Genomic DNA, 25537 nt, shown 5'->3' on the forward strand with positions numbered 1-25537 from the left:
AAAGAAGTACCTTCCATATTAATATTTTGTAATTGCCAAATACAATAATCCGTGTCATTGGCGAATATAAGTTTAGTACGATTTGCTTTGGTCGTGCGCAAAGTTGAAACAAAGCATTTATTTAAAAATTGTCTGCAGCAACTAATTTTGGGCTGCTCGTTTTGAAAGTTGTCCGCTATGAGAGCTATGATTTCTCCGGTGTTCGCGCTTCTTGTATCCACTCTACTTATGCAAATTGGTGGAGGTATGGCTGGTTATCTTTTGCCGCTTCGTGCCGCAGAGGAAGGCTGGGATACGCTTCTCATCTCGTTATTTGCAGCCAGTTTTGCAATGGCTTTTACGCTTGGATGTGTAGTTGTGCCGCGTATTGTTTTCCTTGTTGGGCATATTCGCGTCTTCTCCGCATTAACCGCTGCTATGGCAATATCTTTACTGCTTCACTCAGTTATTGTTGATCCATTTGCCTGGGCTGTTTTTCGTGGCATTCACGGCTTTGCCATAGCTGGAACATATATGGTGCTCGAAAGTTGGTTGAATGAAAAGTCAACCAACGAAGCACGCGGTACGATCTTTGCGATCTATATGATTATGAGCACATGCGGGATCATGATTGGACAATTTCTCGTGCCGTTGGGCGATACGAGTGATACTATTTTATTCATCGTTTGCGCATTGGCATTTCTTGCATCCCTATTCCCGACCACACTTACAACTGCTGCATCACCGAACCCGCTAACAACAGTTAGATTTGATCTCAAGGCGCTGTTTCACCGCTCACCCATTGCAACGGTTACAGCTCTATTTTGTGGCTTGGTGACCGGCACATGGTTTAGCCTTGGTCCTGTATTTGTAACGTTGCGAGACATCACAACATCGGACGGCGCAATCATGCTGGCAAGCGCAATGGCTGGTGGTACGTTGGGACAGTTCCCCTTTGGTGTCCTGTCAGATAAAATTGATCGGCGTATTGTTATGATCATTATTTCTGTTCTGGGCAGTCTTTCTTGCCTGGCGGTCTATTTCATTGATCTTGAAAGTTTGAATTTCTTCTTTGTACTCATGTTCTTTCTTGGGCTTGCTATTTTTCCGCTTTATTCAATTGCCATTGCCCACGCGAACGATTTTTCCGCCGCCGATGAATTTGTCGAAACCTCAAGTGGGCTTCTCGTGATATATGGTGCGGGTTCGGTCGCCGGTCCAATCATCGGTGCTTTTGCTATGCAAGGCTTAGGCCCGGAAGGCATGTTTGCGCTGATGTCCATATCTTTCGCAATTGTTGCCATCTACGCAGCCTATCGCTTGCAACAACGGGACCAAGTGCCCGAAGAAGATCGTATGGATTACGGCATCACACCAGTTGGGCGATCTTTATCACCACAGACATTTGAACTGGATCCAAGATCTGACCCTGAATGGGGCAGCGAGATTGAAGAAGACACAGAAACTAACCAATAAATTACTAAGTTTGACTGCCTGTTTGCCTCCGGCTTTCTTTGCGTGGAAGGCCAAGACGATGCTCACGGAAAATAATGAAAATACCCGCGGCAGCAACAATTGCTGTACCGATGAGCATCTGGCTTTGTGGTAAGTCTCCAAATAATATGTAGCTAAGTACAATGCCAAACAGGATCGATGTATAGTCAAAGGGTGCAATGACGGAAACAGATGCATGACGATAACATTCGGTCATCAAAATTTGCCCGATACCACCGATAATTCCACAACTGACCAGGAGTGTAGCATTATACAAATCAAGCGGAACCCAACCAAAGAAATAAGTCATAGCCGCAAAGAATGACGCCATACTAGAGAAGTAGATAACAATCGTGGGGGATTTTTCAGTTTTCACAAGCGCACGCACAAAAATTGTCGCCACCGCTGCAAAAATCGTCGATAAGATCGTGGCAATCACGCCATGATATTCGTCTACATTCCCAACACTATCAAAGAGTGTAATGCGCGGCCATGAAATGATCAGTACGCCGCACATGCCCATAGCAACAGCTGCCCAACGATAAAGACGGACACGCTCACCCAAAAGTATGGCGGCAAAAATGACCGCAAATAGTGGTGTAGCATGGCGAAGTGCGACAACATCCGGCAAAGGTAGTTTTGTTAAACCATAAAAGCCAAGCCCCATACCAAAACAACCAACGATTGAACGACCCAGATGCGCTAAGGGCCGTTTTGTATAATAAGCTTGCCCCAACTGACCACGATAACCAAGATAAACCACCACAGGAAGGATAGCGAAAAATGCGCGAAAGAAAACGATCTGGCCAACGGGAATACCATCTCCAACCAGTTTTATCATAGCTGACATGGAAACTAAAAACCCGACAGATGCGACTTTTAAGGTGATGCCAAGCAGTTCATTACCAGTTTCATACTGAGACTCTTCATCGCTGGCTTTTTCGGCGGTGTTGCTTACTTCCCCACCTTTGATGCCCTCATTTTTCACGAATCATTCCTTTGTAAATCTAAGGATTAAGTACATCAAATTTACAAATTCGTCGCATTCAAACTTGTTTTGTTCTTATTCATGGGATTGATTGATTATGGCATTGACGCGAAAATGATCACACAATCAGGTATTAATCAGCCCAATACTCAAGTAAATTCAAGTAATTACAGCTTAGAATAAATAAATATTGCATGATCTATTTTTTTAACCAATTGTTAAGCTTCAAGACAGGCTGGATTCATAGGTTTTTGGCAATTATGATAACGGTTCATTAGCTCTATTTGTGCTTATTATTGCTTCTGATTGGGAAAATCGCTTAGCGGTTCAAAATATGGGACGATAAATAATGCGCAGCAATACGGGACAAGTTCTTTATCTCAAAGACTATCAAGCAACCGATTTTGTTCTTGAGAGAACCGATCTTACTTTTGAACTCCACCCAACGGAGACAAAGCTTATCACCCGCACGTTGGTGCATAGGCGTGAAGGCGCTGCTACTGACGCTCCTATGATTTGGGCCGGTGATGAGCTGAATGTTGAGTCTGTTCAGGTCGATTCAGTTGATGTCACGGCGGAAAATCATGATATCTCACCTGATGAACTGGTCTTGAAAGATCTACCCGAAAGCGTTGCGTTTGAAGTCACCGTTACAACGATCCTTTCTCCGGAGACAAATACCCAATTGATGGGCCTTTATCGCACGAGTGGCATCTACTGCACGCAATGCGAAGCGGAAGGTTTCCGCCGCATGACCTATTTCTATGATCGTCCTGATGCAATGTGCGTTTATACTGTCACGATTATCGCTGATAAAGAAGATACACCTGTCTTACTTTCTAACGGCAACTTCCTTGGCGGTGGCGGGTATGACGAAGGTCGCCATTTTGCTGCTTGGTTCGATCCTCATCCAAAACCATCTTACCTATTCGCTCTTGTTGGCGGTGATCTTGGTTTGATCGAAGATACATTCACCACAATGTCTGGCAAAGAAGTAGCCCTTAAAATTTATACTGAGCACGGTAAAGAACCACGGGCAGCCTATGCGATGGATGCCCTTAAGCGCTCTATGAAGTGGGATGAAGAGAAGTTTGGTCGCGAATATGATCTTGATATCTTCCAAATTGTTGCTGTTTCAGACTTTAACATGGGCGCGATGGAAAATAAGGGCCTAAACGTCTTTAACGACAAATATGTATTAGCCGATCCAGAAACTGCGACAGATGCAGATTATGCCGGCATTGAACGGGTGATCGCGCACGAATATTTCCATAATTGGACTGGCAACCGTATTACATGCCGTGACTGGTTTCAACTTTGCCTTAAAGAAGGTTTGACTGTATATCGCGATCATGAATTCTCAGCCGATGAACGCTCGCGCCCCGTGACACGGATTGATGAAATTCGTACACTTAAACTTATTCAATACCCAGAAGATGCTGGTCCCCTTGCCCATCCTGTCCGCCCGGGAAGTTTTAAGGAAATCAACAACTTCTACACCGCAACAGTTTATGAAAAGGGCTCAGAAGTTTGCCGCATGATCCGCACTATTGTTGGCGCTGAAGATTTCCGTAAAGGTATGGATCTTTATTTCGAACGTCATGATGGTGACGCGGCGACCATTGAAGATTTCGTTGCCGTGTTTGCAGAAGTAAGCGGTCGCGACTTTACGCAATTTAGCCTTTGGTATGATCAGGCAGGTACACCAAGTGTAACCGTTAACACGAAATGGGATGAGAGTGCGTCAAGCTTTACAGTAACGCTAGAACAAACACTTGCACCAACCCCAGGTCAGCCAGACAAGAAGGTCATGCATATCCCGCTTTCGTATACCTTGATCGGTACTGATGGCGAGAATTATACGATTGCACCAGATGGCAGCGATGATACCCATGTTCTTCACCTAACAGAGCGTTCGCAAACATTCACGTTCTCAGGCCTCAAATCCAAACCCGTTCTATCTATAAATCGCGGTCTTTCTGCCCCTGTGAACATTCATATGCAACAAAGCGAAGACGATCTGGCGCATATTTCTGCCAATGACAGCGATGCCGTTGGGCGTTGGCAGGCGTTACAAAACCTTGCAATGATTGAACTGATTACAGGCACAAAGGCAATTGAGGATGGTGGGGAGATCGGCGATGCCGACCTGTTGATAGGAGCCTACAAGGCAATCATGGAAAACAATGATCTTGAGCAAGCATTTGTCGCGCAAGCGTTGCAGCTGCCAATTGAAGCAGATATTGCCCGCGAGTTTGGTGACAATATTAATCCAGATTCTATCCGCACGGCTATTGATCAGCTAAAAGCAAAAATTGCAGCAGCGCTTGTTGAAAATTTTGAGGCGCTTCATAAAGCAACACAGAGCGATGAGAAGTATGATCCAAGCGCTTCTCATGCTGGCCGTAGAGCGCTCTCAGGTGTGACGCTAGAATATTTATCTGTTCATGATGGAAACGGTGCACGTGCATATGAAGCTTATAAATCAGCAAATAACATGACACAGCGAAGCACGGCGTTGGTAACACTAACCAATGATTATCCTACATCAAGTGATGCGCAAGCTGCACTCGCTGACTTTAAGTCTCGTTATTCTGATAATCCACTTGTCATGGATAAGTGGCTTGCAATCCAAGCTCGTATGCCTGGTGATGCTGCATTAGACCACGTCAAAACCTTGATGTCGGATGATGTTTACGATGCAAATAATCCAAATCGCATTCGCTCATTAATCGGCACATTTGCCGCTGGAAATGCGACAGGTTTTAACCGGCCTGATGGCGGCGGCTATCAATTATTGGCTGAGCAAGTTCTTGAACTTGATGGCAAAAACCCGCAAGTTGCGGCTCGACTCCTAACTGCAATGCGGTCATGGCGCTCTCTTGAGCCTGTCCGTCGCGATGCTGCGAAAACAGCACTGGAGAAAATTGCTGCGCAGGAAAACCTCTCCGCTGATGTGTCCGATATTGTCGAGCGCACGCTTGCAGCTTAAAGAAGCAGCTCAAGTTAAATAGAAAACAAATCAGTTGGTACTTTGATTTGCCGCATATCACCAAGATGTGCGGCTTCTCTACATTTAACAGCTTGATTCTCTTATTAGAATCGAAAGCAGTTAGAAAAAAAGTCGAGTCAAAACAAATGGTTAATATTTTATTACTATTTGACGGTGGACAAGTGACGGCAGCTTTGATTCATTAGGGTAATTCGAGGGGCGGACATCTTCGGACGCTACGGGGACATATAAAAATGGTGAATGTTAACAACATTCGCGCGGCAAATGACGCGCGGCTGAAGATGGAATCTATTCCCAAAAAGTTCAACGACCGCGAACTGATGGGCAACACAAAGCTCTTTGCAAAACCGCGCTACCGTCGGCTTGTAAGTGCCGAACCATTTCTCAAGCGCTCCATCCCTATTCTCATTCTCACCTTCTTGATTTTCCTTGCCGCAGCGCGCAGCATTTCGGTGTTTGAACATTACGATCGTTATAAAGAAGGTGCGGAACAGGCAACACTTCTTACTGTGACAGCTGTAAGTTCTATCATCTCGGCAGACCCACTTCCCGCAACTGAAGCAAACCGGTGGGAAACCGAGGCACAGATTGATAAAGTGCTGAGCAAATACTCCATCGAACAGGGCCGCATCGTTGCCGTTGCTGATCAAAATGGTAATATATTTGCCAGCTCTGCGTTGGGTTATGACTTCGTGGAGCAGAACATATCAACTCTTTTGGGTTCAAGCTCTCCATTGCAGCAATTCGGCGATCGTGCTGGCTTGCAAGTAGTCACGCTGCCAGAGGCAGTTGGTCCCTTCTCCGGTTCGAACATGCTAACAGCGGTAGCACATTTGGAAAATAGTTCGGGCTATATATTAGTGATGTCTCCTGAGGCTCCAACTTTACTAACCTGGTTTCGCAAAACCATTTCTCTAAATGCAACATTATTTATCGCAACGGCGGCGATACTTGTAATGATCCTCTACGCTTACTTCATTCAGGTTGGGCACACGCGTGAATCGAATGAAATGTATGCTGAGACGGAACGCCGCGTTGATATGGCGCTGTCCCGTGGTCGCTGTGGGCTCTGGGAATGGGATATGGCGCAAAGTCGCCTATATTGGTCTAGCTCGATGTATGAGATGCTTGGCATGCCAGCACGTGATAATGTCTTATCATTTGAGGAAGCAGCTAATCTGATGCACCCCGAAGATGGTAATATCTATGTTCTTGCACGCCTTGCAGCACGTGGCGAGATTCGCGAAATTGACCACGAGTTTCGCATGCGTCACGCCAATGGTTCTTATGTTTGGCTTCGTGCTCGAGCACAATTAATTGATAGAACAAGTTCTGGTAGGTATCTCGTTGGCATCGCAATGGATGTGAGTGAGCAGCACCGCCTACAAAAACGTAAGGCTGAGGCAGATCAACGCCTGTTTGATGCAATTGAAAGCACCCGTGAGGCATTTGTGCTTTGGGATAAAGATGGCAAGCTAGTGATCTGGAACGACCATTTCCAGAAGGTTCATAATATACCCGAGGAGGTATTAATGGCTGGCGCAGACCGCGATGTCGTTATGGAGGCGGCCAAACGACCAATCGTGGATAAACTTGTGCCAGCTATTAGCTCTAACGGCTACACAAAAAGCTATGAGATTAAATTGGCTGATGGAAGTTGGTTGCAAATTAGCGAACGCCGAACTAGCGATGGTGGTCTGGTATCTGTTGGAACGGATATTACAACACTTAAACTCAATCAGGACCGACTAAAAGAATCCGAAAGGCGACTAATGGCAACAGTTGGCGATCTTTCCCGATCCCAAGAAGAACTTGAGGCGAAAGCTGCCGAACTTAGCAAGCTTAATCTGGACTATCAGGTGGAGAAGGAACGCGCAGAGGCTGCGAACAGATCAAAATCACAATTCTTGGCGAATATGTCTCATGAATTGAGAACACCGCTAAATGCTGTCATTGGGTTTTCCGAAATATTAAAAACCGGTATGTTTGGCCCACTTGGGTCTGAGAAATATGAAGAATATACAGAAGACATTCATTCAAGCGGCAAACACTTGCTTGGCCTGATTAATGATATTTTGGATATGTCAAAAATTGAAGCTGGTCAGATGCAGATCGAACGTGAACCCGTTCGTCTTGACCCTGTGATTAATGAAGCTGTGCGCCTTATCTCGACACAAGCCACGACTAAATCCATCCAGCTTTATCACGAAATCGCACCTAATCTGGAGCTAGCTGGCGACCGCCGCGCCATGAAACAGGTGCTCTTAAACCTTCTTTCTAATGCTGTTAAATTTACTGACAATAAAGGTAATATAAGAGTCCGAGCCCGCCAGGTTAATGAAGCAATTGTTCTAAGCATTCAAGACACTGGTATCGGCATTCCAAAACATGCAATGTCAAAAATTGGTCAACCTTTCGAACAAGTTCAGAACCAATTCTCTAAGAGCAAGGACGGCTCGGGTCTTGGTCTTGCGATCTCTCGTTCTCTTATTAAACTGCATGGTGGGTTTATGCGCATTAGCTCAAAAGAGGGTGTGGGAACAACGGTTTCAGTGCGCATCCCCGTCAACGTTGTGCCTGCCGCAAAGCAAGAGGAAGATGGTCAGGACGACCAATCTGCAGCAGCCTAACCCTTCTCCAAATCACCATAAAAAACGCCCCCAACTTGGAGGGCGTTTCTCATTTTTAAAGTCGAACTTACGCCTCTAACGGCGATAACCTCTTTTCTTTTTTCGAATTTTTTTCAGCTCATCTTCTGATAAAGAACCATCTGAATTAACGTCCAAAACGGCAAACCTCTTCGCCTGCATTTCTTTTAGTTCAGCAACAGTTACCGTGCCATCTCCATCAATATCAAGACGTCGGGTTAACCTCTCCTGTCGACGTCGTTGTCGCTCAGCTTCCATTTCCGCCTGAATCTCATCAGCCGCTAAAATTCCATTACCATCTTTGTCCGCAGAAATCATTTTCCCAACTCCAAGGTTGGCAAACTCTTCCAATGAGATGGAACCTGACTTATCAACATCGATCTTTTCAATCATCTGTTGGAAACCACGCTTTCCGCGTTTTTGATTGCCATCTTTGGCAGCGGCAACTCCAGTTATCATCAACGCTAATGCTGATGCTACTACAATAGTCTTTATATACATTTTATAGTCCTTTTGCATGAGTATCGCCCCTCTTGCTAAAGTGCCGGACAGTCTTTGTCCGCCAGCTATGATCAGGCATTAACGTCTGCCCAATCATGTTCTGCAAACACCATTAGTGTCGCACAACCTCCTTAAATATGTCTCGTATCATCTTTGAATTTGATTCAATTTCCGCATCAAGCATTTTCTTATCTGGCATATGAACCGACTTTAATATCAAATCCATCAAACCCTGTGGCGCCGTCGATTGATCAAATGAACCTTCAACACAAAGCTTGGTGACTTGCGATATATTTGTCCATAATTTAAGCGCATCCATAAGGTGATCAGCCGTTTCATTCCCCAAGTGAGGAATGCCCAAAATCTCGATCAGATATGAAGTGCCTGTTTCCTGCATCGGTGGCTGCCAGCCCTTCGCGCGCTCTCGCAATGACAAATATTGCATCATAAATTCGATATCGATAAGACCACCGGGTATTAATTTGAAATCCCAATCATCTTTGGGCGGTTTTTCCTCATCGATCAATTTGCGCATATCCGCAATTTCTTTAACAAGTTCGGAATGTGTACGAGGTGCGGCCAAAATATCATGAATTTCGCCATGAACTTTGTTGATCAACTCCTCTGATCCAGCAACACATCGTGCACGCGACAAAGCCATATGCTCCCATACCCATGCTTCATCTCGCTGATATTTAGAAAAAGCCTTAAGGGATGTGGCCACGGGGCCCTTATTACCGGAAGGGCGTAGACGTAAATCGACCTCATATAAAACGCCTTCCGCTGTGGGCGCTGAAATCGCAGCGATCAGCCGTTGCGTTAAACGCATATAATAGCGTACCGGATCAAGAGGTTTTTCACCATCAGATTCATCCGCCAGACTATCGTGATTGTAAATCAATATCATGTCGACATCTGAACCTGCCGTCATTTCGCGGCTGGCGATTTTCCCCATACCCAAAATAGCAACCTGCCCACCGGAAATTTTGCCATGTTTGGCTTCCATTTCACCGATAACCGCATTCAATGCATGGCTTATCATAAGATCTGCAAGATCGGATAAGGCAACGCCAGCCCGCATGCCTGAAATAGCCCCTGTAAGCAATCTGATCCCTATGAGGAACCTTTGCTCCGCGCAAAAGATACGCAAGCGATCAAGTACGTCTTCATAATAAATTGCCCCTTTTAAGAAAGTTGCCAACCGTTCTTGAAGGTAACGTGGCGTGGGCAATTCGGACAGTACTGCCGGATCTAGCAACCCATCAAAGATATGTGGTCTGCGAGAAATAATATCAGCAAGGCGTGGTGCACAGGTCATGATAGTTTGCAGTAAAGATAGTAAACCCGGATTACTCCCCAACAGTGAGAAGAGCTGAATGCCGGCAGGTAGGCCAGATAAGAATGCATCAAACTTCAGCAACGCATCATCTGGCTCTTGTGCCTTGCCAAAGGTTTGCAGCAATTGCGGTGTAAGTTCGGTTAATCGTTCAATCGCTTGCGTAGAACGTGTTGCTCGATATCGTCCGCGGTGCCAGTTTCGAACCACTCGTGAAATATCAGATGTGCGCTCAAACCCAAATTCAGAAAGCGTTTTAAGCGTACTTGGATCATCATCCTCACCCGTGAACAGCAAACTTCCATGATCTCCTGTTAGCTGTTCTTCTTGTTCAAATAACTCGGCATAGACGCTTTCTACATACTTTAGATGTTTGGTATATGTCTTCCTAAAATCTTTGGCATTATCCTCACCCATCATAAGTGCAATGGTTTTCAACTCCGATTTTTCCTCGGGCAGCTCGTGGCTTTGCTGATCATCAACCATCTGAATACGATGTTCGACATTGCGCAAATACCAGTAGCTTTGTTTCAATCCATCAGCGATCTTTTGATCGAGCCATTTTGCGCGCACCAAGGCATTGATTGCCTCATCCGTTCTGCTTTGGCGCAAGTCAGGGTTCCGACCACCGGCTATGAGTTGTTGTGTTTGGGCGAAAAACTCAATTTCACGGATGCCGCCACGACCGAGTTTAACATTATGGCCAGGAACAGAAATGTCACCTAATCCGCGATGGGCATTAATTTGGCGTTTAATCGAGTTGATATCCGCAATCGCAGCATAATCTAGGAACTTACGAAACATGAACGGTTGTAACTCTTTGATGAACTGCTCACCGGCCTGAATATCACCCGCCACCGGTCGCGCCTTGATGAATGCAGCGCGCTCCCAATTCTGCCCCCTGCCTTCATAATAATTAAGTGCAGCTTCAATGGAGAAAGCCAGCGGCGTTGAACCCGGATCAGGACGTAGACGTAAATCAGTTCTGAACACATATCCATGCGCGGTGTGATGCTGCATGATATGGATGAGACGCCGTGTAATCTTTGCAAAAATATCCGTTGCATCTTCATCTTCACTAACAATATCTGCCGCGCGATCAAAGAACACAACAATGTCGATATCGGATGAATAGTTTAATTCATCCGCACCTAATTTACCCATACCCAAAACCACAAGACCACTTCCATCCGATGGATTGTTTATGTCCTTGAGTCGAAGCTTTTCGCGTCCATGCGCCTCCAAAAGAAGATGATTAAAACTCGCCTTTAATGATGCAGCTGCCAGCTCGCTTAAATAGCGCGTGGTATCCTGCGGGTTGGAAATTTGTGCCAAATCATAAAATGCCAGCGCAAGTGATGCTTCACGTTTAACCTCACGCAACACACGCATGGTTTCGGCCTCTGTCGCTGGCTGTCCTTTATCATCCAGCCATGCATTTCCTGCTCTATCAAGTAGCAACTTCATCTGCGATGGGAGATCATTTTCAAGCGTATTGGCTAATAATATTGGGCGCGCGCAAACAATACCTAGGAGATACGGGCTATGTGAAAGTACGGCGGTTAAGTATGAAAAAAGATCAGTTTTTTTTGATAGAATTTTGGCCAGTTTTGGCTCTTCTTTTCTCAAGCTGGAAAGATGACTGGCAACTTCCTTCTGGCTCTTCTTTGAACGTGGCAGAACGGGCGATTTTTTTATATTAATTAGTTTCATCATATCCCCTCCTACCCTTAAATTTAATATTCGTACATTTAAATTTTCATTGGAAATATCATCGTCACAGATAGACCTGGATGTTCTTTATCATTCAGATCTGTTGGGCCGAGTTTCAGCTCACCTCCATGCAGCCGCATGACGGCCTCAACCAAGGAAAGACCCAAACCCGTTCCGGGCATATTACGGCTCTCATCAAGACGGACAAAACGCTTGATCACTTCGCCATGTTTGTCTTCTGGAATTCCGACACCATTATCAGCGACGGTCAGATGCACTTTATCTCCGACATTGGCGAGCTTAATCCAAATCTTTGATGTCTCATGTCCGCTCGCATACTTTATGGCGTTATCAATCAAATTAGTCAGTGCCTGACCAATAAGTTCTCGGTTACCATTGATGTTTAAATTATCGGCAATCTGCCCAATTAGCTCAACATCGCTATCTTCAGCGACTGGCTCATAAAGCTCGGCGGCATCGTTGGCCGCGGCCGACAAACTAATCTTGCTCAATTGGGCGGCGGCAGAACCAGATTCCACGCGGGAAATCATCAAAAGGGCTGAAAAAATACGAATAAGCTGATCTGATTCCGAGATCATATCTTCCAGCGCACTTCGGTAATGATCTTCCTTACCTTCGCTGGCAAGGGCTGCTTCTGCGCGATTACGAAGACGCGTAAGCGGCGTTTTTAGATCATGGGCAATATTATCAGACACTTGTCGAAGGCCTTCATTAAGCCGCTCGATACGGCCTAACATCGTATTCAGAGAATCCGACAAACGGTCAAACTCGTCGCCTGACCCCATCACCGGCAAACGCTGCGATAAATCCCCCGCCATAATACGTTCACTGGCAAGCGACATGCGATCAATGCGCTTTAGAGCCGATCGCCCAACAAAAAACCAGATAGCCAGCGCGCCGACGCCCATGATAGCGAGTGCTGTGATCAATGCACGTTCAATCAAATCGCCAAACCTGTTTGGCTCATCCAGATCCCGGCCAACTAACAATTTAAATCCATTCGGCAACTGCATAACATGGCCAAGGCCAATGTACTCAGCTTCAAAATCTCCAAACTTCTTATAATTGAATGGCTTTATAACATCGCCTTCTTTATCGAATACTCCCGCCTCGATTTCTGCAACATTACCGCCAAAAATCTCGCCCGTTGGCGAGGCTATGATGTAAAGGTTAGATCCTGGTTGCCTTGACCTACGCTCGACAAACCGAACCAGATTATTGACACCACCACTGCGATAAGCATTGGAAACAGCTCTTACTTCTCTGTTGATTGCCCGTTCGGTTTGTGCCCGCAGTAGTCCTTCTGACTGGGAACTGACATAAAATACCAGCACGGTGGCAGAGACCACAAATAATACAAGATAGAGCAGTGATAATCTCACCGCAGTTGTTTTGAGCATGGCTTGAAGGCGCGGCATCAGGATTTATTCTCCGGCCTTTAAGATATATCCTGCACCACGTATTGTGTGCAAAAGTGCTCCATCAAAACCCTTCTCTATTTTGCCGCGTAATCGCGATATGTGGACATCGATGACATTGGTTTGCGGGTCGAAATGATAGTCCCACACATTTTCAAGCAACATTGTGCGCGTCACCACTTGCCCTGCATTGTTCATGAGATATTCAAGTAAGGTATATTCTCGCGGTTGAAGGTTGATCAACTGCCCTGCCCGACGTACCTCGTGGCTTAGACGATCTAATTCAAGATCACCGACGCGATAACTCGTTTCTGTATCGCGTGTTCCTTTGCGGCGACCAAGGATTTCGACGCGCGCCAAAAGCTCGGAAAAAGCATAGGGTTTCGTCAGATAATCATCGCCACCAGCCCGCAAACCCGTAACACGATCATCTACCTGTCCGAGAGCCGATAGGATCAAGACAGGTGTTTCATTACCCTTCTCACGCAAGGACGAAATGATGGATAATCCATCGCGCTTTGGCAGCATGCGATCGACCACCATAACATCATAGGTATTTTCTGTTGCTAAGAAATATCCACTGTCGCCATCAGATGCATGATCAACGGTGACACCTGCCTCACGAAAGGCTTTGGAGAGATAGGCGGCGGTCTCTAGATCGTCTTCGATAATAAGAATCTTCATGGAATATCTTCTACAATGTTCTGATCAATTTGAATAGAAGCGGCGGGCTCCAAAAGAACCCACCGCCATGTAAAGAGCCACCTATCGGGGGCGACGTATAATAGCGGCCCTTTTACAAGAGTTCAGGGAACAAGAACTTGAGGCATCCCTTGGGAGGGGAGGAGAAACTGGAATGCCTCAAACCTTTCTTTCGTTTACGTGTCGCCTTGCGACTAACCAGCATCTATTGGCAACGCAATGAAGCTGTTCTGATTGCTTCGTTCAATCTGAAATAATGCAGCTTTACGACCGTCTTTTGCTGCTTTATCAATAACTTGGGCCACATCACCAGTAGATTTAACATCGTTATTGTTAACTGCAATGATGACATCGCCTACCCGAATGCCACGCTCTTGTGCCACACTGCCTTCTTCGACAGCAGAAACCACCAGGCCCGGACCTTCGGAATTAGGCTCAACCACAATACCAAAGCCTTCGATCATTGCAGGTTCTGCTTCTGGCTCAATATCCGCTGGCGGTGTTGATGCTGCCAATGCTTGCTCAACAGGAAGTGCGCCGAGTTTAACCGTAATGCTTTCAGCTTTACCTGCACGCCAGATTGTCAGTTCAACATCCGTATCGGGATCAAAAGCACCAATTTTCTTGGCCAGATCACGGGCATCTTCAACTGTATCACCATTAACTGCGGTAATCACATCGCCTGCTTTAATGCCTGCTTTTGCGGCTGGCGTATCGGTTTCGGAGTTAGATACCAATGCACCTTGTGGGTCCGATAGGCCAAGTGAATCCGCAATATCTGCACTTACTGGCTGAATACGTACACCGAGCCAACCACGAGCTACAGCACCATTTTCAATCAGATCATCCACAACCGTGCGGACCGTTGATGCGGGGATTGCAAAGGCAATACCGACATTACCGCCAGATGGCGAGAAAATTGCCGTGTTCACGCCAATCACTTCACCATTTAGGTTAAATGTCGGACCGCCCGAATTGCCGCGGTTAACAGCAGCATCCACCTGGATGAAATCATCATATGGTCCTGCGCCAATATCTCGGCCCCGAGCAGAAACAATACCTGCGGTTACCGTACCACCAAGGCCAAACGGATTACCAACTGCAACCACCCAATCACCAACACGAATGTCCTTCTCGTCTGCGAGTGCAACATAGGTGAATTTCTTTGTTGGTTCGACTTTCAATACCGCCAAATCTGTGCGGCTATCACGGCCAACGAGCTTGGCATCATGCTCGGTACCATCTTTAGTAATAACCGTAAATGCGGACCCGTCTCCAACGACATGACTATTTGTCACCACAAAACCATCGTCAGAGATGAAGAAACCAGAGCCCTGGCTTACAGGTCGCAAGCGGCGTTTGCCATCGCCTTTGCGCTCGCCACGACGACCGCGATCAGCACGTTCATCATTGTCATCACCTCCTCCGCTAAATTCATCAAAGAAGCGACGAAGCGGATGATCTTTTGGTAAATCACCAAAACCTCTGCCACCAAAATCAAAGTTAAATCGTGAACCGCTATCAGACACAGGTCGAACTTCGCTTTGAACCCGAACAGAGACAACGGCAGGGGAAACCGCTTCTACAACGTCTGCAAAACTTGGCGCTTGTGGCGCTTCAACACGAACAGCCTCTGCATATGCAGGGGCTACCGCTACAGGCAAAGCGGTTGCCAACATAGCAGCAGCCACGCCAGCAGCAGCGGTTGATGCTAGAAGGCTTTTCTTGGGAAATTTAAGTAATTTTGGCATTCATAAATCCTCTTGATCATTTCGTTGACTGGAGATCAACGTGCTAGCTGGCAAATCACCAGCGATGATTAAGAGATAGGGAGTTGTATGTTACAGAACCATTGCCGAAAAATTACATATTGGTAATGTTAGGGCCATAATCGCGCCACAGTTAAGCAAAACTATTCATCAAGTATTTGTTTTAATTTATTTTTCTCATCTATACTGAGATCCATACTCGCGCTTTCCTGAGGCTTCATATTCATTTTTCTAAAGGCAAAAATGCCTCCAAGGAGAAGAACTAATATTGGTGTGAGCCAAAGAAAAAGATTTTTTGCAGAAAAACTTGGTTTTAAAAGCACAAAATCGCCATAGCGAGACACAATGTAATCCATAACTTCTTTGTCTGTATCGCCAGCTGTTAATCTGGCTCTGACCAGCACCCGCAAATCTTTTGCAAGCTCTGCATTTGATCCATCTATGGATTGATTTTGGCATACAAGACAACGCAAATTAACTGATAATGCTCGCGCTCGTGCTTCCAGCGCAGGGTCAGATAATACTTCGTCTGGTTGTACTGCATTGGCAGGCAACACCATCAAAGCCATCAGCACAGGTATGAGCAATTGAAGAAGGTGTTTTTTGATCCATCTCATGTCAGGCCGCCTGCACTTTCGTCTTTCGGTTACCCTTTTTGGCAGCAGGGGCACCGACGCGCAAACGACGATCACTTAGCGAGATGATTGCTCCAAACACCATGAAGATACAACCCCACCAGATAAAGGTAACCCATGACTTATACCAAACACGCACAATCAATTTACCATTTGATTGCACATCACCCAACGAAATATAGAGTTGCGATGCACCAAAAGTTAGGATACCGGCTTCTGTTGTCGGCATTTGTCGTGCCGGATAGAACCGTTTTTCACTTGTGGTTCTTGCCACTATTACACCGGCTTCCTGAATGGTGAAATGACCAATTTGAACCTGATAGTTTGGTCCTTGTGAGGGTTGCATACCCTCAAAGATAACTGTCTTACCACCAGCCTCAAGCATATCTTTTGGTTCCATCGCAACAATATGCTCTGTTGAAAACGCGTTCACTGCCACAATACCAATAACGCTAACACCTAGCCCAAAATGGGCAAATGCCGTTCCAAAGACCGAACGCGGCAAGCCTTTTAATCGTCCCAAGCTTTTTGACAATGCAAAACGCCCTAAACCCACCCGGCTTGCCAATTCTGCAAAGGCACCAATCATCAGATAAGTTCCAAGCGCGACACCAAAGGCCGCCATAATAGGCGCACCTGTTTGTTGGTATATGACACCAAGTCCGGCAATCAGTCCAATACCGATTGCAACGTAAAGCCGTTGTGCTGCACCCAGCAAATCACCACGCTTCCATGCAAGCAACGGACCGAAGGGCACAGCAAGCAAAAGCGGAACCATAAGTGGCCCGAATGTAAGGTTGAAGAACGGTGCACCAACAGAGATTTTCTCGCCAGCAACGACCTCCAGAAATAGGGGATAAAGAGTTCCGACAAAGACTGTCATCGTTGCTGTTGTCAGGAACAAATTATTGAGAACCAAAGCACCCTCGCGCGAGATGGGTGCAAAAACGCCACCGGATTTGAGGCTGGAGGCCCTAAATGCAAACAAGGTTAGTGCACCACCTATAAAAATGCATAATATTGCGAGGATAAACACGCCGCGAGTCGGGTCAGTTGCAAACGCATGCACAGATGTAAGCACACCTGAACGCACCAAGAATGTGCCAAGAAGCGAGAGCGAAAATGTTAGAATTGCGAGTAGCACCGTCCAGATTTTAAGCGCCTCACGCTTTTCCATCACCAGTGCCGAATGCAAGAGCGCTGTGCCTGCAAGCCATGGCATGAAGGATGCATTTTCCACCGGATCCCAGAACCACCAACCACCCCAACCAAGCTCATAATACGCCCAGTATGATCCCATTGCGATGCCCGCAGTTAAGAACATCCAAGCAGCCAATGTCCACGGACGAACCCACCGCGCCCACGCTGCATCAATCCGCCCATCAATCAGTGCTGCAATGGCAAAAGCGAAGCTGATAGAAAAGCCAACATAGCCCAAATATAAAAGTGGTGGATGGATCGCTAGACCAATGTCCTGCAAGACCGGATTTAAGTCGCGCCCCTCAAATGGGGCGGGATCAAGCCGTGTAAACGGGTTTGATGAAAAGATGATAAACAGCAAAAATGCGACAAGTATCCAGCCTTGAACACCGATTACATTGGCTTTAAGCGCAGGTGGCAAATTATTGCCAAATATGGCAACCAATGCACCGAATAATGCTAGGATCAAAATCCAGAGCAACATTGAACCTTCATGATTGCCCCACACGCCAGTAATCTTGTAGAGCATCGGTTTGAGCGAATGGGAATTTTCATAAACATTCAGTACAGAAAAATCGGAAACGACATAGGCATGTGTTAGTGCAGCAAATGCCAGAGACATAAGTGCAAAACACGTAATTGCGGAAACCGGGGCAACATTCATCAATCGCACATCGTTTTGCCGTGCACCCCACATAGGCAGAATCGACTGCGCGAATGCAGTGATTAATGCTAAAACAAGCGCAAAATGACCAAGCTCAACGCTCATTCACTTGCCTCTTTTCCATTTTCACCTTCTTTCCAGACGCCACGTTCTTTCAACGTGTCTGCAATCTCTTTAGGCATATAATTCTCATCATGTTTGGCAAGCACGGTATCAGCAACAAACGGACCGCCAACACTCTCGAAAGCGCCCTCAGTGATCACACCCTGCCCTTCGCGAAACAAATCCGGCAATATTCCATCATAATTCACGACCATCACTTCTGCATTATCGGTGATTGTAAATGCGACCTTTGTGCCTTCTCCTCGAATGATCGAACCATCCTCCACCAAACCACCCAAGCGAATGCGCGTGCCAGGTTTTACTGACTTTTCAACCACATCTGTAGGAGAGTGAAAATAGGTGATTTCGCTGGAAAGTGCGAACATAACAAGCGCAACGGCAAGCGCAATAAAGCCCATACCCGTGCCGATAATTGCTAGTCTTTTTTGTTTACGTGTCATGTTTTACCTATCATTGAACGCCATCAGGCATTGCTATCTGCATTTGTTTAGCAAGCTCAACAAGCACCTTTCCTTGATCTGTATCAGATGCAAACGTTTTAAATGCCGTCCCGAGCGCTTCTTTTGCATCATCATCACGGCCCAAAACTTTATAGGATCGGATAAGGCGCTGCCAACCTTCAAAATTATCTGGCTCATCCTTTAACTTTTCGCCCAAGGATGCAACCATTGAGGCGATCATAGCCATACGATCTTCGGAATTTAGTTCTGCTGCTGCTTCTATATCCTCGGCACTTGGATTGCCCAATTGCGATTGTGGATGTGCTTGCGCTGTTTCGATTGTCACCTCACTAACCGAAACACCTTTCATGGTGGCAATCTGCGCTTTTATGGCATCAATCCATGGAGCATCGGCGGGTGAGCGTCGCCCAAAGTCTTCGAAAGCTGCAATGGCCTCAGCATCTTTGCCACTTTGCATAAGGGCAAGCGCTAAAAAGAAATTGGCACGCGGATCATCCGGATCAAGTTGTTGAGCGCGCTCAAAATTTGACTTTGCTTCGCTCGTGACAATCCCTTCTTGCGCGCGCATGATGGCTTCTCCCAAACCGCTATGACGATTAGGTGTTGAACCTTCAAGCGCAATCGCTTTGGCAAACGCATCTTGGGCCTTCAAAAATTCACCCACACGGAAATAAATGGGTGCAAGAACATCCCATCCACGTCCATCATCGGGATTCTGAGCCAGATGGGCTTCTGCTTGTGCAACCATGTCGGCGATATCATCAGGTACACTTTGTGCCGCCACATTTTTCTCTTTTGGAGCTTCGCGCTGTGCCAAAGGTTGGTTTGGAATGAGTGGATTGCCCACAAGTACATAAACAAACGCGGATGATATGATAAACAGCAACGCCATGGGAGCAACAGCAATAAAGGAAAATGCCTTGTCGATTTTCTGTTGATGGACAGGTTCGGACACTGCAATCAGGCGCCGAGAGATTTCCACCCGCGCGAGCTTGGCTTCATCTTCACTTAACGTGCCAGCTTCGACATCGCGTTCAATTTCCTGTAGTTGATCTTTATAAACTTCACTATCGTAGCTTCCAATGACGGCGACTTCGCCACCAGCGGATCGCGTTAAAAGCGGGCGCAACAACAATGCAATCGTGATCAATGAAAGGCCGATGGCCAAAATCCAAAATAACATAAGTCATGCTTAAACCACAGCCGGCCAAAATCCAATTGGTATTCTGGTCGCAGTATTTAAACTCACACGAAATTAATCCCGGTGTCGACCATTTTGCATGGTCAGCCTTGTTGTAAAAAACACAATCAATCCGATCGGACCTAAAATAAGTGTGAGAACGAGTGCGGGTAGAATGACAATGTGAGACATACCAATCAGCCGCGCTTCGCGCGCCTGCCATGCGCCGATAAAAAGGTCAAATGCGAGATAATGTATCCAGCCTGCCATTACCGCCTCAGGGTTTTTAAAGAGCAGCATGACACTTGCTAAACTATCATAACCACCTTCCAAGCCGGAGAAAAAGATCGGCGCCATACTTGCATAGGCAAGTCCAAGTAGGATTGGCAATAAAATGCCCGAAACCTTATCAATCAGGTAGGGAGCAAGCGGATAAATAAGTAATGCCGCCCAGCCAACGAGCGACATTGAAGCCGTTATTGTAAAGATGAGTTCGAGGTCCATAATTCATTCCTATTGCGCATTTGTAGTTTATACGAAATGCAAAAGGACATGGATTTAACCGAAGACCGCACCTAGAAACGGAAGGCCATTCATTGCTTCCCACAAAGTATAGAATGTAAAGGCGGAATATAGCACAGCAACGCCAACCGTTGCGCGTATATTTTCACTTTTAAATACCCAGGATGTGTACAACACAAATAACGGTAAGACGTGAATAATGTGGCTGGCAAAGAAATGGGCCACGCGCAGATCGCCACCATCCGTCGCCCATCCCATGATTGGCATGGCTTCAGTATCAAACAAGTTACCGCCTACCAAGTGGCCTGTTTGCGCAGACATATAACTTGCAACAATAATTGTCATGACAGTCATCGAGATTGAACCAAACCAGATTGCAAAATGCATGGCATTGGAAAGGCCGGTATCTTTATTTCGGTAAATTAGAAAGCCGTATACAAGAGAACCACATGTTAACGTGACAGCAGCAAGACCAGCGAAAGTATAGGCTGCTGCCATTAATGGGCTTGCAATATTGAAATGGGAAGACGTGCCCGCGGCGGCGGCACTTTTTATCCAAATAATTTCAAACAAAATAGCTATAACCACTACCCAATTAAATATCTTGAACCAAGCTTTTTGACGTGAATATTGCGGTATCCATCTGGCAAAAACCGCCAACGTTGCGACATACATGAACAATGCAACATCAAACTTAAATGGTTTGATCCATATATTGATACCGTTATGCAAGCGCTCATCCAGTGCCATTGCGCCAAGTGTTGGCACCATCATAAGAGCTAAGAAAATTGTTAAAGCTGTCATTTGCGGCGCATCATATTTAACGCGTGCAAATTCACGTTTCACCAATTCAACGAAGGGTAACGATTTTGTTGCTTCAAGTTCAACTGGTGAAATTATAAGCGCATTCGACATCATGCTACTCCTTGAATGTGTTGAGTTTTCGAACTTTTGGATTTGATTAGGCTAAATTGAATAAATTTAAACAACAAGTACCCAATTGGCCCGAAAAGAAATGTTGCCGGTAGACATGGCAGAACAAACCAAAATGATATGCCCTCTGCCCGCGCTGTGCGCACTATCCAAGCACCAATGAACAAGTCAAATGCGAGATAATGCACCCAGCCTGCAAGCAAGAGTTCATCTTGTGTGAAAAGTAATTTGACATTTGCGAGTGTATCAAACCCACCAACTGAACCAGACCAAAAAACCAGAATGAGCACACAATAGATCAAAGACAGCGCAATAGGTATGGCAACACCCGCAATTCTGTTACTCCAAATAGGAATGAGCGGGCTGATAAGCAATACCACCCAGCCAAGCATGACAATGCTTGATGAAAAGGAGAATATGCTCTCCGGCGACAATGTTCCAATCATATTTTTTCCTCTTAGATGCATTATCTTGACATTGTCAAAATAAATAGTACATCAATCTTGTCGTTGTCAAGATAAATCTTTGCATTGTCAAAATAACTATTCAAACAGAAGGAAACGGTGTATGAAGATGGCTATGAATGATCATATCAAACCCACCAAAACTTATCACCATGGTGACCTTCGTCGCGCCTTGCTTGATGCCGCTGAGATGGAGCTTATTGAAAAAGGCACCGATAAATTTTCATTGCGCAGTATCGCAAAGCGAGCTGGGGTATCGCATGCAGCACCTGCCCACCACTTTTCAGATGTGGATGGTTTGCTAACCGCCCTCACCTCTATCTCTTTTCGTCGCTTTCATGATGCCATGTGCGATGCGTCAGAAAAAGCTTCTGGCGATACAAACAATGATCCTTATGAAAGATTAGTTGCCATTGGCATGGCCTATATCAACTATGCAGAACAAAATTCTGCAATGTTTGATTTGCAATTTACATCAAACCGAATTGACCATTGCTCACCCGAAATAAAAGAGGTTGCTCCCCTTTCCTATCAATGCCTGGTTAACCATGTAACGGCTGTTCTTGAGGATAAAGGCAAAAGCATGGACAAAGATGTGAATGCGGCAAATTCTTATTGGGCGCTTTGCCATGGCTTAGCAGCTCTATTTGCTCGCCCCAAACCTAATATGAAAGATGCTCCACCACGAGAAGAATTTGATGCGCGTTTCAAAAGCATACTACAGACCGCAGCACACAACCTCTAGCTTAAGAGGCTAAATCTGCCTGAGGCTGAACATATTTTTCCGTAATACTTGCCACATATGCGACAATAACAAGGACGCTCATTGGCGGCGCTAGCAACCAGATAATTTTCATTTTTATAGGTAGTGCTTGAAATGTTTTCATAACATCATGCCAGAAGCTTTCATTTGTCATTTTCTCATTCCTTTATGTTGTAAAACGGAACATACCTTTATGTTGTAAAACGGAACATAACGCGAAACCCTTAACAATGTTCTACTTTTGTTCTAATTCAATTTCATAAATATTTCAAGCAAAATTGATTGGTAATCAGTGTCGTGAAGGCTAGTGTATTGAATTGAGAAGACTATTTTAAGATCAAATTCTGACGTAAATGTAAACCAACCGGATTTTATAGCTTTGAACTAATCTATGGGAGATAAATATGCGCTTATTATCAACACCCCTTATAATTGGCCTGTCAATTCTTGGTTTATATACAAGCCCAGTGATAGCGGCAGAAACCAGGGTCGAGCGCATTGGTGAGCGCCTTAACCATCCTTGGGGCATGGATTTTGTTGATGATGATCACATATTGGTCAGCGAACGTCGCGGGAAATTATTCAAAATTAACCTTAGAAACGGAGAAAGCAGAGAAATACAAGGCCTGCCAGAGGTCGAGAATATTGGTCAAGGTGGATTGCTCGATGTGCTGGTAAACGACAAAAACCCGACGCATATATATTATTGCTATGCAAAATCTGGTGAAGATGGTGTTTCCACAGCTATCGATATGGCGCAATTAAATGGAGACACTCTCACAAACCGCAAGACAATTTTTCATGCAAATAATGGTTCTGACGGTGGGCGGCATTTTGGCTGTCGTTTGGAAATTTCAGGCGGGCATTTATATGGGACGGTTGGAGACAGAGGTGCACGCCAGTTTGCACAAGAACCTGCCAGCAACGCAGGTTCCGTTGTTCGGTTTAATCTTGATGGCAGCCTGCCGGAAGATAATCCCAACATTAAAGACTGGCGGCCGGAAACATTTTCCAAAGGCCATCGCAATGCACAAGGCATGGCGCTTAATCCGAAAACAGATGAAATATGGCTCCATGAACATGGTCCACGAGGCGGCGATGAAATCAATATCATTAAACCAGGTGCAAATTATGGTTGGCCAGTGGTCTCCCATGGGGAAGAGTATTCGGGTGGTAAAATTGGTATTGGGAGGTCTGCACCGCAATTCAAAGACCCAGTGTGGACTTGGATACCTTCCATCGCGCCCTCCGGAATGGCATTTTATGACGGCGATATGTTTCCTGAGTATAATGGCAAGTTACTTGTTGGCTCACTCAAATTTCAAAGCCTTTATCTTGTCGAACTTAAGAACGGTCGCCCAACAGCTGAACATGTGATTTTGGAAAAAGAAATCGGCCGTATACGAGATGTCGCCGTCGGGAATGACGGCGCAATTTATTTGCTAAGCGATGAACGTCGTGGTGGACTTTACCGATTATCTAGATAGAAACCGAGTTTCTCAACGAAGCCTGAGAGCAAAGTTAACCAGAGAACTAATCACAAACTCAGGGTCATCCAGCTGTATATAATGGCGAGCATCAGATGATATTAAATGCTGGCTATTTGAAGAAAGTTTTGCGAGATCAAATTGCAATTCATCCCAAGATACCTGTGTTTGTGTACATGGCACGTCAATGCCAAATTGAAGACCACAATAAGATTGCGCACTTTTTCCAGCGCTGATCACTAGAAGTGGTAGTTTATCTAATGATCCTGTTTCCCTAACCGCTTCTACAAAAGCTGGCACGGCTTCAAAATGCTGAATAGTACTATCGTAAAATTGTGTTGTACGCATTGCATCCAACAGTATTTCTTGATGTTCCGGCGTTGGCAGTGGATCGGTTATCGGGATATCCATATATTGCAAGCCACCAGTATAGGATATAGCTTTAGCCATTTTCATCATGCCAACGACCTCTTGTGCCATCTGGCTAACGGCCTCCGGCATAACCTCCCACTGGTCTTCATGCGAAGCTTCAACAAGGGCTAATCCAAGCACATTTTCAGGATATTGGTTTTGATATAATCTAGCCATATAACCGCCAAACGAATGGCCAACCAAGACAAGATTTTCAACTTCACCTGATTGCTGCAATAATTCATGCAGATCTTCAACCATAGAGGAAGGAGTCAAAGGCGCCTTGATCGGACCACTCCACCCAAGCCCCGCACGATCGTAAGAACAAACGCGCGTTGTTTTGGCCACTTCATCTTGGATCAAAGCCCAATGCAATGACCAATCACTAACACCAGCATCAACAACAAGTGTCGGAGAGCCGATTCCCTTGCAAACCATGTGTAATGATTGGTCGCCAATTTTATACATATCTCCCAATGGACGTGCAGAAGTTTGATTGGCTGCCGTGAAAATGCCAAAACCTCCTATTATTACAGATACAACAAATCCGATATTTGTAAAAACCACACCAGCTTGACGAAGATATTGACTAGGGGTTTTTGCATGAAATTCCACTTCTTTAACATGTTTGCCGCCAATATGCTGTCCGTATGCAAAGAGCAAAATTATTATCGAGATTGCTATAATTATTGATTTTCCAAAGAAGGAAAATATCCCTCCCCAAACAATCAATATGAATATACTAGCAACCACCCATCCAATGTCAGCAATAATAACTGGGTATATGTGTTTGGGAACTAATTGCGGATCTGTGGCGAGTAAAATCAAATTTGCTGCAAAGAAAACAAGCGCGAACCCCAAAAATATTATGAGCGGCGTCTGCCAAGGCGTTTGACTTACAAAGATCGTATTGACAACGGTTGATGCACCAAAGACCATTGCAAGACCGCAAAATGTTGAAAAGGCTGCATTAGCACCTAAGGTTTTTCGAGCTAAATTGGATTGAGACATTTAAAACTCCGTTGCGTGATATCTGACCAAGCAATGGAGTTTGCGAATGCATAATTCAATTACCTTACAGGTAATGAAGCGCATTCATATTGAGTTTGAAA

At 45.5% G+C, this 25537-nt stretch carries 20 protein-coding genes; 5 read left to right on the forward strand and 15 right to left on the reverse strand.

Going from position 1 to position 25537, the window contains the following annotated elements; all coding sequences use genetic code 11:
• Positions 1-177 precede the first annotated feature (177 nt).
• Entirely contained in the window at positions 178-1455 is a 1278-nt protein-coding gene (locus G3W54_RS03730) for an MFS transporter (protein WP_162651793.1), read from the forward strand.
• A 4-nt stretch (positions 1456-1459) separates the two neighbouring features.
• On the opposite strand, the gene G3W54_RS03735 is transcribed toward G3W54_RS03730, so the two are convergent.
• Positions 1460-2461: a DMT family transporter gene (locus G3W54_RS03735; RefSeq protein WP_244627821.1), complete on the reverse strand. Its 1002-nt coding sequence runs from the start codon at positions 2459-2461 to the stop codon at positions 1460-1462.
• Positions 2462-2810: 349 nt separating this feature from the next.
• Here G3W54_RS03735 and pepN point away from each other — a divergent pair, with 349 nt between their 5' ends.
• Together pepN and G3W54_RS03745 are read left to right on the forward strand one after the other, a co-directional pair.
• Positions 2811-5453 carry an aminopeptidase N gene (pepN, locus tag G3W54_RS03740; protein ID WP_162651794.1) on the forward strand — a complete coding sequence of 881 codons (2643 nt, stop codon included), beginning with the start codon at positions 2811-2813 and terminating at the stop codon, positions 5451-5453.
• Positions 5454-5707: 254 nt separating this feature from the next.
• Positions 5708-8104, forward strand: coding sequence for an ATP-binding protein (locus tag G3W54_RS03745; protein WP_162651795.1), 2397 nt, complete (start codon positions 5708-5710; stop codon positions 8102-8104).
• A 75-nt stretch (positions 8105-8179) separates the two neighbouring features.
• Here G3W54_RS03745 and G3W54_RS03750 read toward each other — a convergent pair whose 3' ends face one another.
• From G3W54_RS03750 to G3W54_RS03805, 12 genes are all read right to left on the reverse strand, one after another.
• Positions 8180-8623, reverse strand: a complete 444-nt coding sequence (locus G3W54_RS03750) for an EF-hand domain-containing protein (RefSeq protein ID WP_162651796.1) — start codon at positions 8621-8623, stop codon at positions 8180-8182.
• A gap of 112 nt (positions 8624-8735) precedes the next feature.
• The gene (locus G3W54_RS03755; protein WP_162651797.1) at positions 8736-11675 is read right to left on the reverse strand and encodes a bifunctional [glutamine synthetase] adenylyltransferase/[glutamine synthetase]-adenylyl-L-tyrosine phosphorylase; all 2940 of its coding nucleotides are present in this window, start codon (positions 11673-11675) and stop codon (positions 8736-8738) included.
• A 35-nt stretch (positions 11676-11710) separates the two neighbouring features.
• Complete coding sequence (locus G3W54_RS03760; protein ID WP_162651798.1) at positions 11711-13111, reverse strand: HAMP domain-containing sensor histidine kinase; 1401 nt, start codon at positions 13109-13111, stop codon at positions 11711-11713.
• A gap of 6 nt (positions 13112-13117) precedes the next feature.
• Positions 13118-13795, reverse strand: coding sequence for a response regulator transcription factor (locus tag G3W54_RS03765; protein WP_162651799.1), 678 nt, complete (start codon positions 13793-13795; stop codon positions 13118-13120).
• 212 nt (positions 13796-14007) lie between these two features.
• Positions 14008-15564, reverse strand: a complete 1557-nt coding sequence (locus G3W54_RS03770) for a Do family serine endopeptidase (RefSeq protein WP_162651800.1) — start codon at positions 15562-15564, stop codon at positions 14008-14010.
• Between the two features lie 161 nt (positions 15565-15725).
• Positions 15726-16199 carry a cytochrome c-type biogenesis protein gene (locus G3W54_RS03775; protein WP_162651801.1) on the reverse strand — a complete coding sequence of 158 codons (474 nt, stop codon included), beginning with the start codon at positions 16197-16199 and terminating at the stop codon, positions 15726-15728.
• A 1-nt stretch (position 16200) separates the two neighbouring features.
• Positions 16201-18186, reverse strand: coding sequence for a heme lyase CcmF/NrfE family subunit (locus tag G3W54_RS03780; RefSeq protein WP_162651802.1), 1986 nt, complete (start codon positions 18184-18186; stop codon positions 16201-16203).
• Positions 18183-18644: a cytochrome c maturation protein CcmE gene (gene ccmE, locus G3W54_RS03785; protein ID WP_162651803.1), complete on the reverse strand. Its 462-nt coding sequence runs from the start codon at positions 18642-18644 to the stop codon at positions 18183-18185. The genes G3W54_RS03780 and ccmE overlap by 4 nt, the downstream gene beginning before the upstream one ends.
• Before the next feature lie 10 nt (positions 18645-18654).
• A complete protein-coding gene (gene ccmI, locus G3W54_RS03790; RefSeq protein ID WP_162651804.1) occupies positions 18655-19848 on the reverse strand; it encodes a c-type cytochrome biogenesis protein CcmI in 1194 nt (397 codons plus the stop codon).
• A 72-nt stretch (positions 19849-19920) separates the two neighbouring features.
• On the reverse strand, positions 19921-20349 hold the full coding sequence (locus tag G3W54_RS03795; protein WP_162651805.1) for an abscisic acid-deficient protein Aba4 family protein: 429 nt from the start codon (positions 20347-20349) through the stop codon (positions 19921-19923).
• 54 nt (positions 20350-20403) lie between these two features.
• The gene (locus tag G3W54_RS03800) at positions 20404-21282 is read right to left on the reverse strand and encodes a hypothetical protein (protein WP_162651806.1); all 879 of its coding nucleotides are present in this window, start codon (positions 21280-21282) and stop codon (positions 20404-20406) included.
• Complete coding sequence (locus G3W54_RS03805; protein WP_197742783.1) at positions 21282-21746, reverse strand: ABA4-like family protein; 465 nt, start codon at positions 21744-21746, stop codon at positions 21282-21284. The genes G3W54_RS03800 and G3W54_RS03805 overlap by 1 nt, the downstream gene beginning before the upstream one ends.
• A 133-nt stretch (positions 21747-21879) precedes the next feature.
• Between G3W54_RS03805 and G3W54_RS03810 the strand changes: the two genes are divergently transcribed.
• Positions 21880-22509: a TetR/AcrR family transcriptional regulator gene (locus G3W54_RS03810; RefSeq protein WP_162651807.1), complete on the forward strand. Its 630-nt coding sequence runs from the start codon at positions 21880-21882 to the stop codon at positions 22507-22509.
• A gap of 1 nt (position 22510) precedes the next feature.
• On the opposite strand, the gene G3W54_RS03815 is transcribed toward G3W54_RS03810, so the two are convergent.
• Complete coding sequence (locus G3W54_RS03815; protein ID WP_162651808.1) at positions 22511-22681, reverse strand: hypothetical protein; 171 nt, start codon at positions 22679-22681, stop codon at positions 22511-22513.
• A 250-nt stretch (positions 22682-22931) separates the two neighbouring features.
• On the opposite strand from G3W54_RS03815, the gene G3W54_RS03820 reads away from it, so the two are divergent.
• The gene (locus tag G3W54_RS03820; protein ID WP_162651809.1) at positions 22932-24014 is read left to right on the forward strand and encodes a PQQ-dependent sugar dehydrogenase; all 1083 of its coding nucleotides are present in this window, start codon (positions 22932-22934) and stop codon (positions 24012-24014) included.
• Between the two features lie 12 nt (positions 24015-24026).
• On the opposite strand, the gene G3W54_RS03825 is transcribed toward G3W54_RS03820, so the two are convergent.
• A complete protein-coding gene (locus G3W54_RS03825; protein WP_162651810.1) occupies positions 24027-25436 on the reverse strand; it encodes an alpha/beta hydrolase in 1410 nt (469 codons plus the stop codon).
• Positions 25437-25537 lie beyond the last annotated feature (101 nt).

It is taken from the genome of Lentilitoribacter sp. Alg239-R112 (genome assembly GCF_900537175.1).
In the GTDB taxonomy this organism is placed as follows: Bacteria; Pseudomonadota; Alphaproteobacteria; order Rhizobiales; family Rhizobiaceae; genus Lentilitoribacter.

What these genes read in the sequence shown, in the direction of transcription:
- G3W54_RS03765 (WP_162651799.1), bottom strand. Translation starts at nt 13,795, where the DNA reads ATGAAGATTCTTATTATCGAAGACGATCTAGAGACCGCCGCCTATCTC.
- G3W54_RS03805 (WP_197742783.1), bottom strand. Translation starts at nt 21,746, where the DNA reads ATGATTGGAACATTGTCGCCGGAGAGCATATTCTCCTTTTCATCAAGC.
- G3W54_RS03795 (WP_162651805.1), bottom strand. Translation starts at nt 20,349, where the DNA reads ATGGACCTCGAACTCATCTTTACAATAACGGCTTCAATGTCGCTCGTT.
- G3W54_RS03745 (WP_162651795.1), top strand. Translation starts at nt 5,708, where the DNA reads ATGGTGAATGTTAACAACATTCGCGCGGCAAATGACGCGCGGCTGAAG.
- G3W54_RS03760 (WP_162651798.1), bottom strand. Translation starts at nt 13,111, where the DNA reads ATGCCGCGCCTTCAAGCCATGCTCAAAACAACTGCGGTGAGATTATCA.
- G3W54_RS03810 (WP_162651807.1), top strand. Translation starts at nt 21,880, where the DNA reads ATGAATGATCATATCAAACCCACCAAAACTTATCACCATGGTGACCTT.
- G3W54_RS03770 (WP_162651800.1), bottom strand. Translation starts at nt 15,564, where the DNA reads ATGCCAAAATTACTTAAATTTCCCAAGAAAAGCCTTCTAGCATCAACC.
- pepN (WP_162651794.1), top strand. Translation starts at nt 2,811, where the DNA reads ATGCGCAGCAATACGGGACAAGTTCTTTATCTCAAAGACTATCAAGCA.
- G3W54_RS03730 (WP_162651793.1), top strand. Translation starts at nt 178, where the DNA reads ATGAGAGCTATGATTTCTCCGGTGTTCGCGCTTCTTGTATCCACTCTA.
- G3W54_RS03825 (WP_162651810.1), bottom strand. Translation starts at nt 25,436, where the DNA reads ATGTCTCAATCCAATTTAGCTCGAAAAACCTTAGGTGCTAATGCAGCC.
- ccmE (WP_162651803.1), bottom strand. Translation starts at nt 18,644, where the DNA reads ATGACACGTAAACAAAAAAGACTAGCAATTATCGGCACGGGTATGGGC.
- ccmI (WP_162651804.1), bottom strand. Translation starts at nt 19,848, where the DNA reads ATGTTATTTTGGATTTTGGCCATCGGCCTTTCATTGATCACGATTGCA.
- G3W54_RS03815 (WP_162651808.1), bottom strand. Translation starts at nt 22,681, where the DNA reads ATGACAAATGAAAGCTTCTGGCATGATGTTATGAAAACATTTCAAGCA.
- G3W54_RS03775 (WP_162651801.1), bottom strand. Translation starts at nt 16,199, where the DNA reads ATGAGATGGATCAAAAAACACCTTCTTCAATTGCTCATACCTGTGCTG.
- G3W54_RS03780 (WP_162651802.1), bottom strand. Translation starts at nt 18,186, where the DNA reads ATGAGCGTTGAGCTTGGTCATTTTGCGCTTGTTTTAGCATTAATCACT.
- G3W54_RS03755 (WP_162651797.1), bottom strand. Translation starts at nt 11,675, where the DNA reads ATGATGAAACTAATTAATATAAAAAAATCGCCCGTTCTGCCACGTTCA.
- G3W54_RS03820 (WP_162651809.1), top strand. Translation starts at nt 22,932, where the DNA reads ATGCGCTTATTATCAACACCCCTTATAATTGGCCTGTCAATTCTTGGT.
- G3W54_RS03800 (WP_162651806.1), bottom strand. Translation starts at nt 21,282, where the DNA reads ATGTCGAATGCGCTTATAATTTCACCAGTTGAACTTGAAGCAACAAAA.
- G3W54_RS03750 (WP_162651796.1), bottom strand. Translation starts at nt 8,623, where the DNA reads ATGTATATAAAGACTATTGTAGTAGCATCAGCATTAGCGTTGATGATA.